The 18252-nt window shown below is 53.9% G+C and carries 16 protein-coding genes and 1 pseudogene; 5 read left to right on the forward strand and 12 right to left on the reverse strand.

Annotated features, from left to right (window positions below; translation table 11 throughout):
* Positions 1-23: 23 nt before the first annotated feature.
* A complete protein-coding gene (locus ACTID9_RS15185) occupies positions 24-1832 on the reverse strand; it encodes an aldehyde ferredoxin oxidoreductase family protein (RefSeq protein ID WP_441065211.1) in 1809 nt (602 codons plus the stop codon).
* A 254-nt stretch (positions 1833-2086) separates the two neighbouring features.
* On the opposite strand from ACTID9_RS15185, the gene ACTID9_RS15190 reads away from it, so the two are divergent.
* From ACTID9_RS15190 to ACTID9_RS15210, 5 genes are read left to right on the forward strand one after another with little or no spacing between them, the layout of a single operon-like run.
* Positions 2087-3031 (forward strand): substrate-binding domain-containing protein, encoded by a 945-nt coding sequence (locus ACTID9_RS15190; RefSeq protein ID WP_441065213.1) that lies wholly within the window; start codon positions 2087-2089, stop codon positions 3029-3031.
* Between the two features lie 25 nt (positions 3032-3056).
* On the forward strand, positions 3057-3944 hold the full coding sequence (locus ACTID9_RS15195) for a substrate-binding domain-containing protein (protein ID WP_441065215.1): 888 nt from the start codon (positions 3057-3059) through the stop codon (positions 3942-3944).
* A gap of 12 nt (positions 3945-3956) precedes the next feature.
* Positions 3957-4628: an ABC transporter permease gene (locus ACTID9_RS15200; protein WP_441065217.1), complete on the forward strand. Its 672-nt coding sequence runs from the start codon at positions 3957-3959 to the stop codon at positions 4626-4628.
* A complete protein-coding gene (locus tag ACTID9_RS15205; protein ID WP_441065219.1) occupies positions 4625-5365 on the forward strand; it encodes an ABC transporter ATP-binding protein in 741 nt (246 codons plus the stop codon). Before ACTID9_RS15200 ends, ACTID9_RS15205 begins: the two co-directional genes overlap by 4 nt.
* A gap of 21 nt (positions 5366-5386) precedes the next feature.
* Positions 5387-6424 (forward strand): ThiF family adenylyltransferase, encoded by a 1038-nt coding sequence (locus ACTID9_RS15210; protein WP_441072610.1) that lies wholly within the window; start codon positions 5387-5389, stop codon positions 6422-6424.
* A gap of 9 nt (positions 6425-6433) precedes the next feature.
* On the opposite strand, the gene ACTID9_RS15215 is transcribed toward ACTID9_RS15210, so the two are convergent.
* The 11 genes and pseudogenes from ACTID9_RS15215 to ACTID9_RS15265 form a co-directional block, all read right to left on the reverse strand.
* On the reverse strand, positions 6434-6994 hold the full coding sequence (locus tag ACTID9_RS15215) for an HXXEE domain-containing protein (protein ID WP_441065221.1): 561 nt from the start codon (positions 6992-6994) through the stop codon (positions 6434-6436).
* 32 nt (positions 6995-7026) lie between these two features.
* Positions 7027-7608: a TetR/AcrR family transcriptional regulator gene (locus ACTID9_RS15220; RefSeq protein ID WP_441065223.1), complete on the reverse strand. Its 582-nt coding sequence runs from the start codon at positions 7606-7608 to the stop codon at positions 7027-7029.
* A gap of 116 nt (positions 7609-7724) precedes the next feature.
* A complete protein-coding gene (locus ACTID9_RS15225; RefSeq protein ID WP_441065225.1) occupies positions 7725-9005 on the reverse strand; it encodes an ArsB/NhaD family transporter in 1281 nt (426 codons plus the stop codon).
* Positions 9006-9288: 283 nt separating this feature from the next.
* The gene (locus tag ACTID9_RS15230) at positions 9289-9930 is read right to left on the reverse strand and encodes a VanW family protein (RefSeq protein ID WP_441065226.1); all 642 of its coding nucleotides are present in this window, start codon (positions 9928-9930) and stop codon (positions 9289-9291) included.
* Positions 9931-10029: 99 nt separating this feature from the next.
* On the reverse strand, positions 10030-11631 hold the full coding sequence (locus ACTID9_RS15235) for an acyl-CoA synthetase (RefSeq protein WP_441072612.1): 1602 nt from the start codon (positions 11629-11631) through the stop codon (positions 10030-10032).
* A 157-nt stretch (positions 11632-11788) separates the two neighbouring features.
* The gene (gene trpB, locus ACTID9_RS15240) at positions 11789-12952 is read right to left on the reverse strand and encodes a tryptophan synthase subunit beta (RefSeq protein WP_441065228.1); all 1164 of its coding nucleotides are present in this window, start codon (positions 12950-12952) and stop codon (positions 11789-11791) included.
* Between the two features lie 101 nt (positions 12953-13053).
* Positions 13054-13275 carry a hypothetical protein gene (locus ACTID9_RS15245; RefSeq protein ID WP_441065230.1) on the reverse strand — a complete coding sequence of 74 codons (222 nt, stop codon included), beginning with the start codon at positions 13273-13275 and terminating at the stop codon, positions 13054-13056.
* Positions 13276-13486: 211 nt separating this feature from the next.
* Positions 13487-14951: pseudogene (locus ACTID9_RS15250) on the reverse strand (aldehyde dehydrogenase family protein).
* 57 nt (positions 14952-15008) lie between these two features.
* Entirely contained in the window at positions 15009-15572 is a 564-nt protein-coding gene (locus ACTID9_RS15255; RefSeq protein WP_441065231.1) for a hypothetical protein, read from the reverse strand.
* A gap of 36 nt (positions 15573-15608) precedes the next feature.
* Positions 15609-17018: an APC family permease gene (locus ACTID9_RS15260; protein WP_441065233.1), complete on the reverse strand. Its 1410-nt coding sequence runs from the start codon at positions 17016-17018 to the stop codon at positions 15609-15611.
* A 30-nt stretch (positions 17019-17048) separates the two neighbouring features.
* Positions 17049-18209 (reverse strand): iron-containing alcohol dehydrogenase, encoded by a 1161-nt coding sequence (locus tag ACTID9_RS15265; protein ID WP_441065235.1) that lies wholly within the window; start codon positions 18207-18209, stop codon positions 17049-17051.
* Between the last annotated feature and the right edge of the window lie 43 nt (positions 18210-18252).

Genomic DNA, 18252 nt, shown 5'->3' on the forward strand with positions numbered 1-18252 from the left:
GTTCCACCTTTTTTCGCGTCCCCTTAGGAAATGCCCAACTCTTTCAGCTTGCCCTCCGGTACGACTCCATCCACCCAGCCGCGCACTTGATAATACTCATCCAGCATGATGTCCATTCGGCTCAGCTGTCCCGCGCTGTTTCCGGTGCCCGGCTCTTCCGTGAATCGTTTTGGCAAATAGTCGTCCTCGCGCTTGTCGAATCCGGCAAGGTTGTTATAGTGACGCTCCAGGTTGTAGATCCGCTCGCCAATTTTCATCACATCGTCCGCTGTTACCGACAACCCCGTCATGGTCGCGTACTGTTCCGCGTAATTCTCGGCGTTTTCCGAGAAAGACGAGAATTTGCAAATGTTCATGGAATCGGAGAAGGCGAGCAAATCCTGGAACACCTTCAACAGCTCACCTTTTCCTTCCGGCTTCAACCGGTCCGTCGGGATCGGAATGCCGGCAATCTCACTGGCAACGGTATAACCGCGAAGGTGGCATGCCCCCCGGTTGCTTGTCGCATAGCCGAGACCAATCCCCTGGATGCCGCGCGGGTCATACGCCGGGATCGCTTGCCCTTTCACGCACATCGCCAAATTCTCATCGCCGAAATATTTTGCCGCACGGGCCGTTCCTTCCGCCAGTACATCGCCGATCCCTCTGCGGAACACCAGCATCTCCGTCAGTTCGATCATCCGGTCGGCATCGCCCCAATCGACCTTTTCCTCCGTCAACCCTCTTTCGTACGCTTCCATCATGCAGGAGAGCGTGTTTCCGAGTTCGATCGTGTCGAACCCGTATTCGTTGCACATATTGATCATATAGGAAATCGGGGCAGCATCGCCCAGCCCGCAGTTGGCGCCAAGCGCCCAGCCCGATTCATACTCAAAGCTCTCTACGCGCGTCTTGTACTTGCCTTCCTTCACTTCTACTTCTTTCTTGCAGGCAACCGGGCATGCGTGGCACGTATTGTCCGCGACGAGCAAGGTAGCGTTCACGGTTTCGCCGCTGTGGCCTTCCGCATCGTCCCAGTGTGTGTATTTGGAGTTCATGGTCGGCAACGCGCCAACCTCGTTGATGATGCTGGTCAACACATTCGTGCCATAGACGGAGAGTCCGCCTTTTTTGGGAGCCGTCAAGCCGCCTTCCATGATGGCCTTCAACGCTTTCTGGTTGGCTTGCTTGTATTCTTCCTCTTGTGCAGGCTTTGGCATATTTCCTTTTTGCGCAGCTTTGATCACGATCGCCTTCAAGTTTTTGTATCCGGCGACTGCGCCGGTGCCGCCCCGTCCGGCAGCCCGATCGTGCTCGTTGATGAAGCCGGCGAAGCGAACGAGATTTTCTCCCGCTTGTCCGATGCACATGACACTCAAATCTTCTTTTCCGTAGCGGTCTTGCATGGTTTTGACAGTGGCGCGCGTACCGAGCCCCCATACATCGCTGGCATCGCGCAGCTCTCCCTGCCCGTTCTCAATGTACAGATACGTCGGTTTGTCGCTTTTACCCGTGAAGATGACATTGTCGATGCCCGCCCATTTCAGCCGTGCAGCCGTCCAGCCTCCCATGTGGGAATCCGTCACGGTGCCGGTAAGCGGAGACTTGGTCACCATGCACAAGCGTCCGCTCATCGAGGATCGGGAGCCTGTGACAGGACCTGTCATCAAACAAAGCATGTTCTCATCCGAAAACGCTTCCACCTGTGGTCCGTTGTCCAACAAATACTTAACCCCTAGCCCGCGTCCGCCAACGTATTTTTTGGCCAGCTCCTCATCGATCTCCCGATAGCCGACGGTGCCTTTGGATAGGTCTACAACGATTTCGCGATTTTTGAATCCGCCGATACTCATTGATTACCTCCTCATTTCTTCACTATTAGTAAAAACTAACAATACCTCCTAGTTCGACTTGTATGTGCCATTTCCTTCCGCTATTCCAAGAAAATTCAGCAAAATATTTGGTTTTTCGCTGAGATTACTGGTATATATTCGCAAAATATGTATTGCCATCACACCGTTTTTTCAAGTATCTTAATCTTATACCAACTCAGACAAGTTCAACCGAACTAAAACTAACTAAACCAAACTAGACCAAACGATCGGAGGTGATTCGTCTGAAAAGTGAATATTTGACACCCGACGAAGTTGCCCTTGAATTGAAACTGTCCAAGTATACCGTCTATGAGCTGATCAAGCGCAAGGAACTCCCCGCATCCAAGCTGGGACGCTCCTTGCGTGTAATGCGTACCGATTTGGATGCATTCATGAATGGGCAAAAGACTCGAGAGGAAGCGCTCCCCCTTCAGGCAGGCACCGCTGGCGGATTGCTGCGCAAAAATGCCGAGCCGATGGACATTTATTTTGCCGGGAGCCATGATCTTACGATTGATCTGCTGACGCAGCATCTCGCCCAACGCGGCATCTCGCTGCTCCCCGTGTTCTCAGGCAGTCTGGACGGATTGATCGAGCTGTACAAAGGTCGCGTCGAATTGGCTGGCTGCCACCTGCTCGACCGTACGAGCGGCGAATACAATTTGCCGCACATTCAATGCCTGCTGCCGACAGAAGGGGCTGTCGTCGTGAATTTGGTCAGCCGTTGGCAAGGCTTCATCGTGCCGAAATCAAATCCGCGCATGATCACAAGCTGGCAGGAGTTTTTCAGCGGGAACCACCGCATCATCAATCGGCAGCGCGGTTCAGGGACACGGCTGCTGCTGGATTTCAAGCTTCGCCAGCTCGGAAAATCACCAGATCGGATTCCCGGCTATGAGCTGGAGGCCACCACCCATTACGCGACGGCATCCGCGGTTGCCAAAGGCGATGCAGATGTGGCGCTCGGCATCGAAAGCGTCGCCAGAGGCATGGGCCTTGACTTTTTTCCGATCCAGGAGGAGCGCTACGATCTCGTCATTCCCACAAGTCTCCTGCATGAGGAGCGTTTTTCCATTTTGCAAGAAGTCTTGAACGATCCGGGATTCAAGCAGGCGATTGTCGCACAGGGCGGCTACAACGTCTCCCAAACCGGTGTTGAAATTGCCAGAATTACATAAACATTCCCAAACAAAGGAGCTGCGAATGATGAAACGATCTTTATCCTTGCTGTCTTTTTTGATGCTTGCCGTCACGTTTGCTTTATCAGCCTGTTCGACCGCTACCACCCAGCCTGTTGTTCCCCAACAACCAGCCCAACCGGCAAGCACTGCGCCTTCCGACCAAGGGGCGGCATCCCAGCCGAAAGAGATCACATTGGCCACGACTACGAGCACACAAGATTCCGGCCTGCTCGACGAATTATTGCCGGTATTCGAACAGAAATCCGGCATCAAGGTAAAAGTCGTCGCTGTCGGCACCGGACAAGCCATCAAGCTCGGCGAAGACGGGAACGCAGACGTTTTGCTGGTGCATTCCCGCAAAGCGGAAGATGAGTTCGTCGCCAAAGGCTTCGGCATCAATGCGTACGATGTGATGTATAACCAGTTTTACATCGTCGGTCCGGCTGATGATCCGGCCGGCGTCAAAACCGCAAAAACGTCGACCGATGCCTTCTCTGCCATCGCCGCCAAAAAAGCGCCGTTCATCTCGCGCGGCGATGATTCCGGTACAGACAAAAAAGAAAAAAGCATCTGGCAAGCAGCCAAAATCAAGCCTGAGGGAGACTGGTATCTCTCTTCCGGACAAGGGATGGGCGCTACGCTGCAAATGGCCGATGAGAAAAACTCTTATACGCTGACCGATGAGGCGACCTTCCTCTCCCGCAAAATGAACCTGCAGATTTTGATGAAAGGCGACAAGTCTTTGCTGAACCCGTATGGCATCATCCAGGTGAAATCGTCGCAAAAACCGGACGAAGGGATGCAGCTCATCCAGTTTTTCGTAGGCGAAGAGGGGCAAAAACGGATCGGTGCGTTCGGTCAAGACAAGTATGGAAAAGGACTGTTTGTCCCTAACGCCAAAAAACGATAGGAGACGCGCAACGTGAATGTGCCAATGGACGTATGGGAGGTCATTTGGCTATCCTTGCAAGTGACCACTGCTGCAATCGTGATCGGGATGCTGATCGGCATCCCCTTTGGCGCCTTTTTGGGGCTGTATTCGTTTCCAGGAAAGCGCTTGGTGGTGATCATCATCTATACACTTATGGGGTTGCCGCCTGTGCTTGTAGGTGTTATCGTTTATTTGCTGTTCTCCCGTTATGGTCCACTCGGTTCGCTTGGCCTTCTGTTCACGCCGCAAGCCATGGTGATCGCACAGGTTTTACTGGTGTCACCGATCATCACGGGACTGACGATGTCTGCGGTACAAGCAAAAGAGCAAGCCTATTGGGAAACAGCAAAAAGCCTTGGCGCAAGCCCGCTCCAGATGATGCTGACCATCATCGTGGAGGCGCGGAAAGGAATTTTTTCGGGTATCGCCGCTGCATATGGAAGGGCCATCTCTGAGGTTGGCGCGGTCATGCTCGTCGGTGGAAATATTCTTCACCACACGCGCGTCATGACGACAGCCATCATTTTGGAGACGCGGATGGGCAACTTTTCCTCCGGTCTCGCCCTGGGATTGGTCTTGCTTGCCATCAGCTTTTTATTCAACAGCTTTTTGTTGATCGGCGCCCTGCAGCAAATCCAGCCAAAACGGAGAGTACGTTCATGACCGAATTGCGTGTAAGCGGCCTGACCGTTACCTATGATCACAAGACGATATTGGACGTGCCGCACGCTTCGTTTGCGAGCGGCCGCATCTATGGCATTGTCGGGCCAAGCGGATCTGGAAAAAGCACGCTTTTGCGTGTGATCAATCTGCTGACACAACCTGCGACCGGACATTTGCATTTTTTTGGCGTCGGCGTGCAGTTGCCCTCCCTCTCTCATCGGGAAGGGCTTTCGCTGCAGCGTCAGATGGGATTCGTACCACAGAAGCCATCCATGTTCCACTCGTCCGTATTTGACAATGTCGCGCAAGGCTTGCGTTATCGCAAGCTCCCCCGTGATACGATCCGCATGCGGGTCGAGCGCGCACTAGAAAAAGTCGACTTGGCACATGCTGCCAACCAGATGGCAAACACACTCTCGGGTGGTGAAATGCAGCGAATCGCTTTGGCCAGAGCCATGGTGTACGATCCTGTGCTGCTGCTGCTCGATGAGCCGACCGCCAGTCTCGATCCGTCGAATATCGCGATTTTTGAACGAGTCATTCAGGAAATCCATGCGAAGCGCGGGACAACCATCCTGATGGTGACGCACAATCTCGCACAGGCGAAACGATTGACGCATGCATGTCTATTCATGCACAAAGGTCGTATTTTGGAAGCAAGCGACACCGAGCCATTTTTTCACTCGCCGGCAACGCAGGAAGTACAGGATTTCATGGCGGGACGGATGATATACTGAGGAGAGGAAGTGAGTCGAACGATGAAAGCAGAAGAAAAACGGCGCTATTCGCGCCAAATCCTCTTCCCTCCGATCGGCGCGAACGGGCAGGAGCAACTGCTGCAAAAAAAGGTGGCTATCGTCGGCATGGGCGCACTCGGCACCGTGCTCGCCAATCATATGGTCCGCGCCGGCATCGGCCATGTTCGCATGATCGATCGCGATTTTGTGGAGGAAAGCAATTTGCAGCGGCAAATGCTGTACGATGAAGAAGATGCGCAAAGCCATTTGCCAAAAGCGGTGGCAGCCGAACGGAAGTTGAGCAAAATCAACTCTGGGGTGCATGTCGAGGGAATCGTCGCCGACCTGCATGCCGGCAATGCGGAAGACTACCTTCGCGATGTCGATTTGATTTTGGACGGTTCGGACAATTTCCAGGTTCGCTATTTGATCAACGATGTGGCCGTCAAATACGGCATTCCTTGGGTGTACGGAGGGGCCGTCAGCGCGCGTGGCATGGTCTGTGTGATCGTACCATCCGTGACCCCCTGCTTCCGCTGCTTGTTCCCCCACGCCCCTGCTGGCAGAGGCGAAACATGCGATACCGTCGGCGTCATCGGTCCGATCGTCCATATCGTCGCCTCGTACCAGGCGACAGAAGCGCTCAAGCTGCTGGTACAGGCAACGGACGCCATCAGCCCTCACTTGACGCAAATCGATCTGTGGGCCAACGAGCACATGCAGATGAACGTTGCCAAAGGTCGAAACCCGCAATGCCCGGCTTGCGGTCACAAGCAGTTTGCGTACCTCGATCTGACCGATCAGGACGCAGAGGAATTCACCACGCTCTGCGGTCGCGATACGGTGCAAATCAGCCCGTTGAAGGCCGCGCGTGTCGATTTTGCCGACCTAGCCGCCCGCTTTGCCCCGTTGGGCGAGGTGGAGCAAAATGCGTTCCTGCTCCGATTCCATGTGGACGGCTGCACAATGGTTTTTTTCAAGGACGGCCGCGTGCTCGTGCAAGGTACGGACGATATTCCGTTAGCCAAGTCACTGTATGCCAAGTACGTCGGTCATTAGAAGAGCGGCTTATCGCTCTTCTTTTTTCGTGCCGGTCCGGCCAGCCGAGACGGCAATGCCAAACAGCAGCAGGAAGCCCAGTGTGACCGGCAGCGAACGGCCGATTGCCCCCCAGTCCAGCAACGCCTCCGCGAACAGCCGCTGATACGCATACAGCGTATACGGCAAGAGCACAATCACAGCTGTCAAAACACCCGGCGTATAGCCGCGAACCAGCAGCGACTGGCCCAGATGCGTAAAACTATTCAAAAACAGCACGTTAAGGGCGCCGACAAACAACAGCAGCCCAGCTCCTCCTGAATGAAGCGTTTGCACCGCATAAAACGTGACGGCGGACAGCAAAATGAAAATGAGCAACACCGCCCGCGCAAAGCCCAGCGTCGTCACGGAATCCAACCTCTGCTGCAGTCTGAGCGTTTTCACCGGCAAAATCGTGCGGATGTGGTCGCGATGGCGCGCGAGCCAGCCTTCCACGACAACGATTTCTTCAAAATCGTGCAGCATGAAGCAAATCGGGAATAACCAAAACACCGTGCTGAGATCGATCAAACGATTCAATGTGTCGAGCATCACGCATCCCCCCTGCTTATCCGCTTCCAACGTTACGCCAGAATGCCGTACATGAGCACGTCCGCCATCTCCGCAGCCAGCGTTTCCGCATCTTTATCCTGTGTCACCAGCCATTTCATGCACAAGCGGTCGACCATGCCCATCATGCATTCGGCCGCCACTTCCGGTACCAGCTCCTTGCGCACATACCCCGCTTCCTGGTTTTTCTTCATATTTTCGATCACCATCGCGATCATCTCGCTTTTGATCGCTTCCGCGTCCGGCGATTCCACCAGCGCGATTTTGGTCAATTCTGGCATCGTGCCGAGAAAAGCAAACACGGCCTGCAAATTGGCTTTTACCTGCACGGGCACCTGTTCGGCAGGCAGTCCGCTCACGATCGCCCCTGCGCTGGCCAAATGCTTGAGCTGCTCGCGGAATTCTTGCACAAGCTCGGCAAACATCGCTTCTTTGCTCGGAAAATAAAGGTAAAACGCAGCTTGGGTAAGCCCTGCCGCCTTCACGATGTCGCTCACCTTCGTCGCCGCAAAACCTTTCGCCGCAAATTCAGCGGCAGCCGCCTGCAACAAGCGCGCCCTGCTCGCCTGGCCTTTCGGTGTGATACTTCGTTCCATCCATACTCCTCCTCGATCCATCTCGTTGCTAAAAAAACTAACTCAAAAGTTATATAACCCTCGAGTTAGTTTTATCGCACTTGCCACTGTTTGTCAATCGATTTCTTTGGATCGAGCTAAAGCAGATAACGCAGGTACACATAGAGGCTGGCAATGACCACCGACAGCAGCATCAGCGGGAATCCGACCTTGAGATAACGGACAAAGCTGATGGGGTGGCCTTCTTTTCCGGAAAGCCCTGCGACGATCAAGTTCGCGCTCGCTCCGATCAATGTGCCGTTTCCCCCCAAACATGCGCCCAGCGCGAGGCTCCACCACAACGGCTCCAAATCGCTGACGCCCATCCGGCCCATCTCCTGAATCAGCGGGATCATCGTTGCCACAAACGGAATATTGTCCACGAACGCCGACGCAATTGCGCTTAACCAAAGAATCAGCATCGAGGTCGCAAACCGATCTCCACCGGTCAAGTGGATGGCTTGTTCCGCCAATTTTGCGATCACACCGGTTTCAATCAAGCCGGAAACCAAAACAAACAGGCCGACAAAAAAGAAAATGGTCGTCCACTCGACTTTTACCAATGCCTTTTCCAGCATGTGCTCGCCGGTCAAAAGCAAAAGGAGAAACGCTCCGGCAAGCGCCACGGTCGCCGATTCCAAATGAAACGCTTGGTGCAGGAAAAACCCGAGAATCGTGAGTACCAGCACAGAAGCGCTTTTGATCAGAAGGGTACGATCGGTGATGAACTGTTTTTCATCGACCGCCATCAAGCTTTGTCGAAGCTCCGCCGTCGTTTGGATTTGCTTGCGGAACATCAGAATAAACAAAGGAACAGTCGCAGCCAAAATGATCAACACGACTGGCGCCAGATTGTTGATAAACGCCATAAAGGTAAGCTCCTTGACGGCGCTGCCGATCATGATGTTCGGCGGGTCCCCGATCAGGGTAGCCGTTCCCCCGATATTGCACGCGATAATTTGCGTGATTAAAAACGGCAGCGGCTGTACCCGCAACTGCTTGGTGATCGAAAATGTGACCGGCACCATCAGCAAGACCGTCGTCACATTGTCCAAAAAAGCCGACCCGAGCGCCGTGATCAAGGCTAGCAGCACCATGATGCGCACAGGCTCTCCTTTTGCCTTCTTGGCTGCCCATATGGCGATGTACGTGAAGAGGCCCGTTTCCGCTGTAACCCCCACGATAATCATCATCCCAACCAAAAGCCCCAACGTGTTAAAGTCGATATGGTGCAGAGCGGCTTCCTGATCGACGATGCCAAGCACCACCATCAAAATCCCGCCGACCATGGCGACGATGGTACGGTGTATTTTTTCAGCGATGATCAATGCGTAAATGACGAGAAAAATCCCGATCGCGAGAATAGCTTGTTGTTCCATGTCAACCTCCCAGGATGAAGTAGAATCGAATGATTCCCTTATTTTGCAAACCAGTACCAAACGTGATGCATGCCACTCCCTCCTTTTCAAGCAAAGGTGGATATGACCTTGTCAATGTTTGCAGACTCCTCCCAGGAAGACGGAAAAAATGCAAAAAGGAGCCTGCAAATGACAGGCTCCACCAAGTTACAAATCCATATTTGATTAAACATCTGTTTATACAGCACGTTTATCATAGCGTAAATCATGCGATTTGTAAAGAAATTTCGACTTCCTGCAATTGTTATGCTCTCACGATACGGACGAAGACGTAGCTGTCGTCATACACGTTCGCCTTGATTTTTACGGGATAATCGAAGGAATTGCTGAAAACAAAATCAAGCGTGCCATAGGCTACCGTCGCATCGCGACCTGCCGGTACGTACTTCGTCGGCAAGCTGTGCGAATGGCGCTCAACGACCGTAAGCCCTGCTTGATCAACCGCATTGAACAATGTCGACGAAACTTGGCAAATGCCGCCGCCGTATCCTTCCGTCAAGGCGCCGTTCAAAATGACACCTGCTGTCAACCAGCCATCCTCCGGCAAGTTTGCGTTACCGACCGTTTCGTTGTACGAAAACGTGCCACCGGGTTGGATGACCACGTTGTCAATTTTATCGACCGCTCGCTTGATGTTTGCCACACGGTTTACGTTCGTAGGGTCCATCTCTGTATAGTAAGAGCCGAGCTGGCCTTTTTTCAGCTTTCGAAAGCTTTGAAACATATCGAATTGATGCTGCGTAACGGCAGGTTTATCAAAAAAGAACGGTTCGCTGATCGGCTGTGTTTGCGCATGAGCAAATGACATCGCCCCGCCAAAAAACACGCCATTGGTAAACAACACGGCAAGTGCGGCTGTCACCATCCAAAATCGATTTCGATTCATGTCGCAGCCTCCTCGAGATATGAGTACATCTAGTACACTACCTGATCGGGCTGTGCGAAATCAATAGAAATGACTGGTTACGCTAGCGAGCGCTGCCAGCTACGGGCGGGATGCCTCCTGCTGACGCAGCTCGATGCGGCGGATTTTGCCCGATGTCGTCTTGGGCAGCTCGGTGACGAACTCGATCTTGCGCGGATATTTGTAAGGCGCCGTCAGCTCCTTCACATGATTTTGCAGCTCGGCTACCAACGCATCGGAGCCTGCATAGCCTTGCTTCAATACGACAAATGCCTTCACCACATGGCCGCGCTCAGGATCGGGGCTCGCAACAGCTGCGCACTCCGCCACCGCGGAATGCTTCACCAGGGCATCTTCGACCTCGAACGGGCCGATCGTATAGCCGCCGGAGATAATGATGTCATCTGAACGCCCTTCAAACCAAATATACCCATCCTCGTCCATTCGCCCCTGGTCGCCGGTTACGTACCAGTCACGGCGGAACGCGCGCGCGGTCCGTTCCGGATCATTGAGATACCCTTTGAAAAGCGCAACCATTTGACGATCGATTGCAATATCGCCGACCTCGCCATTTGGCACCGGATTTCCTTCATCATCGATGATGGCAACGTTCACAACCGGCGATGGTTTGCCCATCGATCCCGGACGCGGCTCCATCCCGACAAAAGTTCCGATCATCAACGTATTTTCCGTCTGCCCGTAGCCGTCACGGACAGTGACATTGAACACGCGGCGGAACGTATCGATCACCTCGCGATTCAACGGCTCTCCTGCCGAAACCGCTGAACGCAGCGCACGCAGCTTGTACGCGTCCAGATCCGTAACTTTTGCCATCATCCGATATTCGGTCGGTGTCGCGCAAAGCACAGAGATCGGATAGGTCCCGAGCAAATTCAAATACGTCTCCGGTGAAAACCGCCCTTTGTAGACAAATGCGGTCGCTCCTTTGCCAAGCGTGGAAATGAACGGACTCCACAGCCATTTCGCCCATCCTGGGCCTGCTGTCGCCCACACGAGATCGTCCGCCTCGACGCCGAGCCAGTAGGTAGCGGCGACCGCCAAGTGGGCGGCTGGCCAGCCGTGCACGTGCATGACCCCCTTCGGGCCGCCTGTCGTCCCCGATGTATACGATAAAAACGCCAGCTCATCCGAACGCGTCTGCACATTCAGCGCAAGCTCTTCCGCTTCTTCCGCCAAATCGTCGAGCGCCAACCAGCCTTCCTTGGCCTCTCCCACGATCAGATAGTGGCGCAGCGTCGGGCAGTTGCCGCGCAGCTTGTCAACCTCATCTGCGATTCCGCCAAAGGCGATAACCGCTTTCGCTTCCGCATGATTGGCACGATATTCAATATCTTTTGCGCGCAGCATTTCCGAGCCTGGCAAAACCACGATGCCCAGCTTGACGAGCGCCAAATAAATCCCGTACGCCTCGATCCCGCGCGGAACGAGGACAATCGCTTTGTCGCCGTGGCCGATGCCGAGCGATGACAGCACGTTTGCGATCCGATTGGCATAGCCCGTAAGCCCTGCGTACGTCATGCTCTTGCTGCTCCCGTCTTCATTTACGACAAGCACTGCTGGCTTTTCAGGATGTGCGGCTGCAAACGCTTCCACTTGTGTAGTGAAATTATAATATTCTGGCATTTCGAAACGGAACTCTTCTCCATTTTGCTGTGATTGCATCATGATTTGCCATCCCCTTTCCGGGCACTACTTGTTTTTTTATAAGCATACCACGAAACCGTTGCACTTTTCACTACTTGCATCTTTGGCTATCTATATGGTAAAAGGGGCCGTTTTCCGTCCGCGCGAAGAAAAAAAATCAGGCCAAATGACCTGATCATTTTTTCAGCATCGCGAAGACTTGCTCCACGTCTTTGTCGCCACGCCCCGACAGGTTGACGATCAAGATTTGATCGGAAGACAGCGTCGGCGCCAGCTTGAGCGCGTACGCGACAGCGTGTGAGCTTTCCAGTGCCGGAATGATGCCCTCCGTCTTCGACAATACCTGGAAAGCTTCCAGCACTTCCTCGTTCGTTACCGTGTAATATTCCGCACGTCCGGATTCCTTCAAGTAACTGTGCTCGGGTCCGATACCCGGGTAATCCAGTCCAGCCGCAATGGAGTAGGTCGGCTGCGGGTTGCCGTTTTCATCGAGCAGCACCAAGCATTTGAACCCGTGCAATACCGCAGGAACGCCTTTTGTCAGCGCAGCAGCCTGGTCCGGTTCCACACCGATCAGCCGAACGCCCGGCTCGTCGATGTAATGCGCGAATGCCCCGATCGCGTTGCTTCCCCCGCCAGCACACGCGATGACCGCGTCAGGCAAGCGCCCTTCCTTTTCGAGGATTTGCCGCTTGGATTCCTCGCTGATGATCGCCTGGAAGTGCTTCACAATGGTTGGAAACGGATGCGGACCTACCGCAGACCCAAGCAGGTAAAACGTGTGTTTGTAATTTTCCACGAGATCGGCGAACGCTTCATCGACCGCATCTTTCAGACGGCCTTGCCCTTTGGCCACCGAAACCACTTTCGCCCCCAACAGCTCCATCCGGAACACGTTCAGGGCCTGGCGGCGAATATCTTCCGCCCCCATGTAAATCGTGCAATCCATATCAAACATGGCGCAGGCGGTAGCGGTCGCGACACCGTGCTGTCCCGCTCCGGTTTCGGCGATCACGCGCTTTGCCCCCATGCGTTTTGCCAATAAAATTTGGCCGATGACATTGTTGATTTTATGTGCGCCGGTATGGTTCAAATCTTCACGCTTCAAGTAAATTTTTGCCCCGCCCAGCTTTTTCGTCAAATTTTGTGCAAATGTCAGCGGATTTTCGCGGCCGACATACTCTTTCAAATAATAGCGGTATTCGGCATTGAATTCCGGATCATCCTTGTATTGCTCAAATTGGGCCGTCAGGTAATCAAGCACCTCTTGCAGCTCTGGCGGAACGAAACTCCCGCCAAATTGACCAAAATATCCATCTTGAATCTCAACTCTACTCATCTCGACATCCTCCTCAACTCTCTCAACCGAAATTGTCTTACTATTACAATAGTTAACCGATTTTCATTTCTTTTGTCAAGGTGCATGTCGAATCTCCTCTCTTACCTGCTGTTTCTTGCGGCGTTTCGCGCAAACATTTTTCCATAGTAGCTTTTTTGCAGCAGGTCGCGATACAGCGCGCGCTGCCACTCCGTCGTGCTGTCTGCTGTCCCCTCGCCACCCTGTGCTTGCGAATCGGCAGGAAGCATGTTGCACATGGTGAGAAACGTTTGTATTTCGTGTGGTGTTCCTTCGATCACAAGCTCGTTCCACGTTACTTTCATTCCAAAAATCCTCCCCGGCTCTTTCGTTGGCGAGCGCCTATGTATTTTGGGTGCAACCTGCCATACGTACGATTATATGCCGGACGTGCTGAAAAATATGTCACTTGCTAGCATGCATCCAGCGGTTTTTTCTCGTCAATTTATGCATCCTGTGCACAGTGAAAAGAGCGGCCGTCTCCGGTCGCCCTTTCATCTGCTCTTCTCGTTTTGCTTACCTGCGCTTCTCGAACCATCCGCTCGGCGCCACATTCAGATTGACATTGATCTGCTTGATTTCGAGATACTCGTCGAATCCGTACGTGCCAAGCTCACGGCCGATTCCGCTTTGCTTATAGCCGCCCCACGGCGCTTCGTTGTACGTTGGGTGGTAGGTGTTGATCCAGGTGATGCCCGCGCGGAGCTTTTTGATCACGCGATGGGCTTTGGCGACATCTGTCGTGAAGACCGCGCCTGCCAGGCCGAAACGCGTGCCGTTGGCCAGCTCAATCGCTTCCTCCTCCGTGCGGAACGTTTGGATCGCCAATACAGGGCCAAAAATTTCTTCCTGAATGATTTTCATGTCGGGCTTGGTGTCGGTGAAAATGGTCGGCGCCACGAAGAAGCCTTTGTCCCGACCGTTATCCATCAGGCGATGGCCGCCGCACAGCAATGTCGCGCCTTCTTTTTTGCCTTCTTCAATATAATAGAGAACCCGGTTCATATGCTCTTCTGAAATCAGCGGGCCCATCTCGGTTCCTTCGTCCGTCCCGTCCCCTACGACGATCTGTTGGGCGCGGGCAGTCAGCTCCGCGACGAATCGCTCGTCAGATGCTCTCCTCAAGCAGGAGGCGGGAACCGGCGGAGCATACCTCGCCCTGGTTGGCAAAGATCGCATACAACGCGAAATCTACGGCTGTCTCGAAATCAGCATCGGCGAACACGATGTTTGGCGATTTTCCGCCCAGCTCGAGTCCGACTTTTTTGATCGTTTCCGCGGCCGCTTTCATGATGCGGATACCGGTATCCGTTCCGCCCGTGAAGGCGATCTTGTCCACCAGCGGGCTCTCGGACAGCTCTGCCCCGACCGTCTCCCCTGCACCGAGCACCAGATTGATCACCCCCGGCGGGAAGCCGACTTCATCGATGATCTCGAACAGTCGGATCAAAGACAGCGGCGTCTGCTCGGCGGGCTTGATGACGACGGTGCAGCCTGCTGCAATCGCCGGCGCGATTTTTTGCGTCGCCATGACGAGCGGGTAGTTCCACGGGATGATCTGTCCGACGACGCCGATCGGCTCGCGCACCACCATCGCCTGCATATCGTCCGGCACATCGTACGTCGTGCCGTGCGGCTTGGTGCACAGACCGGCAAAATAACGGAACTGGTTCACCGCATCGGCGACATCGTAGCGGGATTCGCGCAGCGGCTTGCCGTTGTTCAATGTATCGAGCGAAGCGAATTCTTCCACACGCGCTTCGAGCGCATCCGCCACCTTGTTCAAGAGAGCGGCGCGATCGCGGGCTTTGCTATCCTGCCAGCCATCTTTGTCGAATGCGCGTCTCGCTGCCAAGATCGCTTTTTTCGCGTCTTCACGTGTCCCTTCCGTCACGACGCCGATGATTTCGCCGTTCGCCGGATTGATCACATTGCGGGTCTCCTCGCTTTCGCTCGTCACCCATTTTCCATCGATATACATTCTTTGCACCGTATTCAAATCCGTCAAAAATGCTTTCGCTTGCAGCATGCAAACACCTCACTTGATCGTTTGTTTGATTTTTTGGGCCAATCGCTTGACCAAACGCATCGTATCGTCCATTTCTTGCTGCTTGGGCTTGCGCGCATACCGCACGGGCGGAAACAAGATCCAGATGAAATCGCCGTAATTCGGCTTCATCTCCACATGCCAGCGCCGCTCCTCGCGGGAGTAACGCAGCTCGATCGCCTCATAATCGATCGCATTGCACAGCGCCAAAATCTCTTGATCCCGATTGAGTCGCTGCAGCAATGCGGAATCTTGCCTGGAGACGAACTGTGCGACCCGGCTGCCCATTTTTCCTGAATACTTACATTTTATCACAACATCCGATTGGACAGAATCATCGGGAAGCGACCATTTCCATGTATACACATAGACGCGCCCCATCCACTTGTTGATGATCCGGTAGCTTGCTTCCAGGCCGTCTACCCCAAGCTTTTTACCATCCAGCTGAATGCGATTATGCGAGGCCGCATCGATGGGAGCGAATGGCTCGAAATCGGTTGCGACGGAGCGCAGCACCTTGAATGCGCGCTGATCGATGACAGTATACAGTCCCATGCTCCCCCACCTTTTCGTTTCATGCGGACAACCCCGCTACTTTTCCTCGGCGATGCCAAGCTCGCTGTCCAACTCGCTGCGCTTGCGGATTCCTTCGTAAATTTTTTCTAATGGCACGGGTTCAAACAGTTTTTGACCGGTCATTTTCAAATACACGATACCAAAAATCAGGATGGCCGCGATCACATAAAGGGAAATGGTCAATACGGTCGGGTCCTGGTACTGTGTATAGATCATGTACATGCAGGCAACGATGCCGATAATTTGCGGGAGCGGATACAGCGGCGTCTTGAACGGACGCACGGCTTTCGGATATTTGACGCGCAGCACGATGACGTCGATCTGCGTGATCATGTAGGACATCAGCCAGGTCCCGCAGGCAACCGCGATCATGGTCGTCACGAAATCAATGTTGGCGTTATTGATTACCGCATAGACGAGCACGATCAAAATCAAAGCGACGACAAAGAAAATACCATACCACGGTGTCCGGGTTTTCGGATGCAGCCAGGAAAACATTTTCGGCAGCAGCCCTTCTTTTGACAAACCGTACAGCATGCGCGGAACCGCGACCAAATATGTGTCACATGTCGTGACCGCAGCCAAGATCGAGACGATGCTCATGATGACCAAGCCCGGTTTGCCCAGCATGGCGGCTGCGCCGTCCACATGCGGGATCGTCGACGCAGCGAGCTTGTCCAACGAAATGTACTTGGTGACACCCAGCCCGAAAAACAGGTCGACCAGCCAGATGGTGAAGCAGCCGAACAGCATGGCGAACGGGATCGTTTTTCCCGGATTTTTCACCTCTTCGGCAAGCGGCGCGACGAATTCCATCCCGATGAACAGCCAGATCGCAAGCCCGAGCGTCCCTGCTTGCTCCTGCCACGACAAGGCGGAGAATGGCGGCTGCACAGCCAACGGCTCTTGGGTCCCGATCCCGAACACGCCGCACAGCCCGAGTAGGCCGAGGAGCGCCATCATGCTGATGGCCAGCACTGACTGGACTTTACCGAACACCTCGACCCCCATCATGTTGACAATGACGAGAAAGACCAGGATGACGGCGACGCATAGATACCAAGGGACACCGATCAGCGCTTCCAGCGACTGACCGCCGACGATCATGTTCGTACCGCCGTCCGTGCCGACCAGCACGATGTAGCCCGCCAATACGGCAAACAGCGCAGGCAGCTTGCCCAATGCCGGAAGCGTATATTCACCAACCATGCCTGCGCCGGGAATCATGGCTGCCATCTCGGAATACGACAGCGCCACACATAAAATGACGATCAATGCGCCGAATGCAACGATGCTGTATGCAGGACCGCTCACGCCGTATCCATTGCCCAAGGCAACCATCGCTGTCCCTGAAACGACGAGTCCAACCGAGGCGGAATATGCTGCCCAAAACCCTAATGTCCGATTTAATTTCAGATCACTCATATATGCACCTATCCCTTGTGTACGTCAGAATTATCCTTCAAAAGCAGTGTGGAATAATTTCAAATAGTCCTCCATTGTGGCAGGGCGCGGATTGCTTGGCGCCGATACGTTTTTGGTAGCCGCTTCCGCCAAGTAGCGGAAATCTTCCGGATTTACATTGCCCAGCTCTTTCATTTTGGGAATGCGGACGGCTTGCGCCAGGTCTTTGAGCAGCTGAACGCCTTCCTGTGCGACCTCTTCATCCGTGCGGCCATTCCGTTTGGCCCCCAGCTTTTCAGCGACAACGGCGTGTTTGCGCGGGTCTGCCGGAATGTTGTATTCAAACACATACGGGAGAAGCATCGAATTGGCGACGCCATGCGGAGTATCGTACAACCCGCCGAGCGCTTCCGCCATGCAATGGACACCGCCTACATCGGAGTTGCCGAACGCGATGCCCGCAATCAGGCTGCCAGCCAACATGTTGCGCCGCGCTTCCAGATTGCCGCCATCTGCTACAGCAAGCGGCAAATTTTCTACGATCAAATCGATTGCATACAGGGCGAGCGCATCGGTGATCGGTTCGGAAATGTTGCACGTATACGCCTCAATCGCATGTGTCAACGCATCCATCCCGGTGGAAGCGGTTACATGTGCAGGCAGCGTAACCGTCAGCTCCGGATCAAGCAGAGCGATTTTTGGTGCGACTTTCGCGTCGAGTATGTTCATTTTTAACTTGGTGTTCGTATCGGTGATCACGGAGAAAAAGGTGATCTCGCTGCCAGTACCCGCTGTGGTCGGGATGCAGATCAGCGGCGTGATCGGTTTCTCCAGCACATTCAAGCCATACCAGTCCTTGATTTCACCGCCATGCGTCAAAAGCGTTCCGACCGCTTTGGCCGTATCCATCGAGCTGCCTCCACCCAAGCCGATCAGCACGTCTACCTCTGCGTCTTTGGCCAATTGGTACGCATTCATGCAATCGACATCACGCGGATTCGGTTTCACTTGATCGTACACGGTGTACGCGATCCCACCAGCCTCCAGAACGCCTGTCACGATGTCGAGAATGCCTGACTTGACGATGCCCTGATCGGTTACCAGCAACGCTTTTTTCCCTCCCAGCTCCAAAACGCGCTGTGCCAGCTCTTTCACTTTTCCATTTCCAAATTCGATTCGTGTCGGCAGTTGAAAAAGAAAGTCCCAAATCACCTGTTGCTCAACCTCCTAGTGTGTATGGTGAGAGTATGTTTTG

It is taken from the genome of Brevibacillus fluminis (assembly GCF_052072235.1).
Lineage (GTDB): Bacteria > Bacillota > Bacilli > Brevibacillales > Brevibacillaceae > Brevibacillus_D > Brevibacillus_D fluminis_A.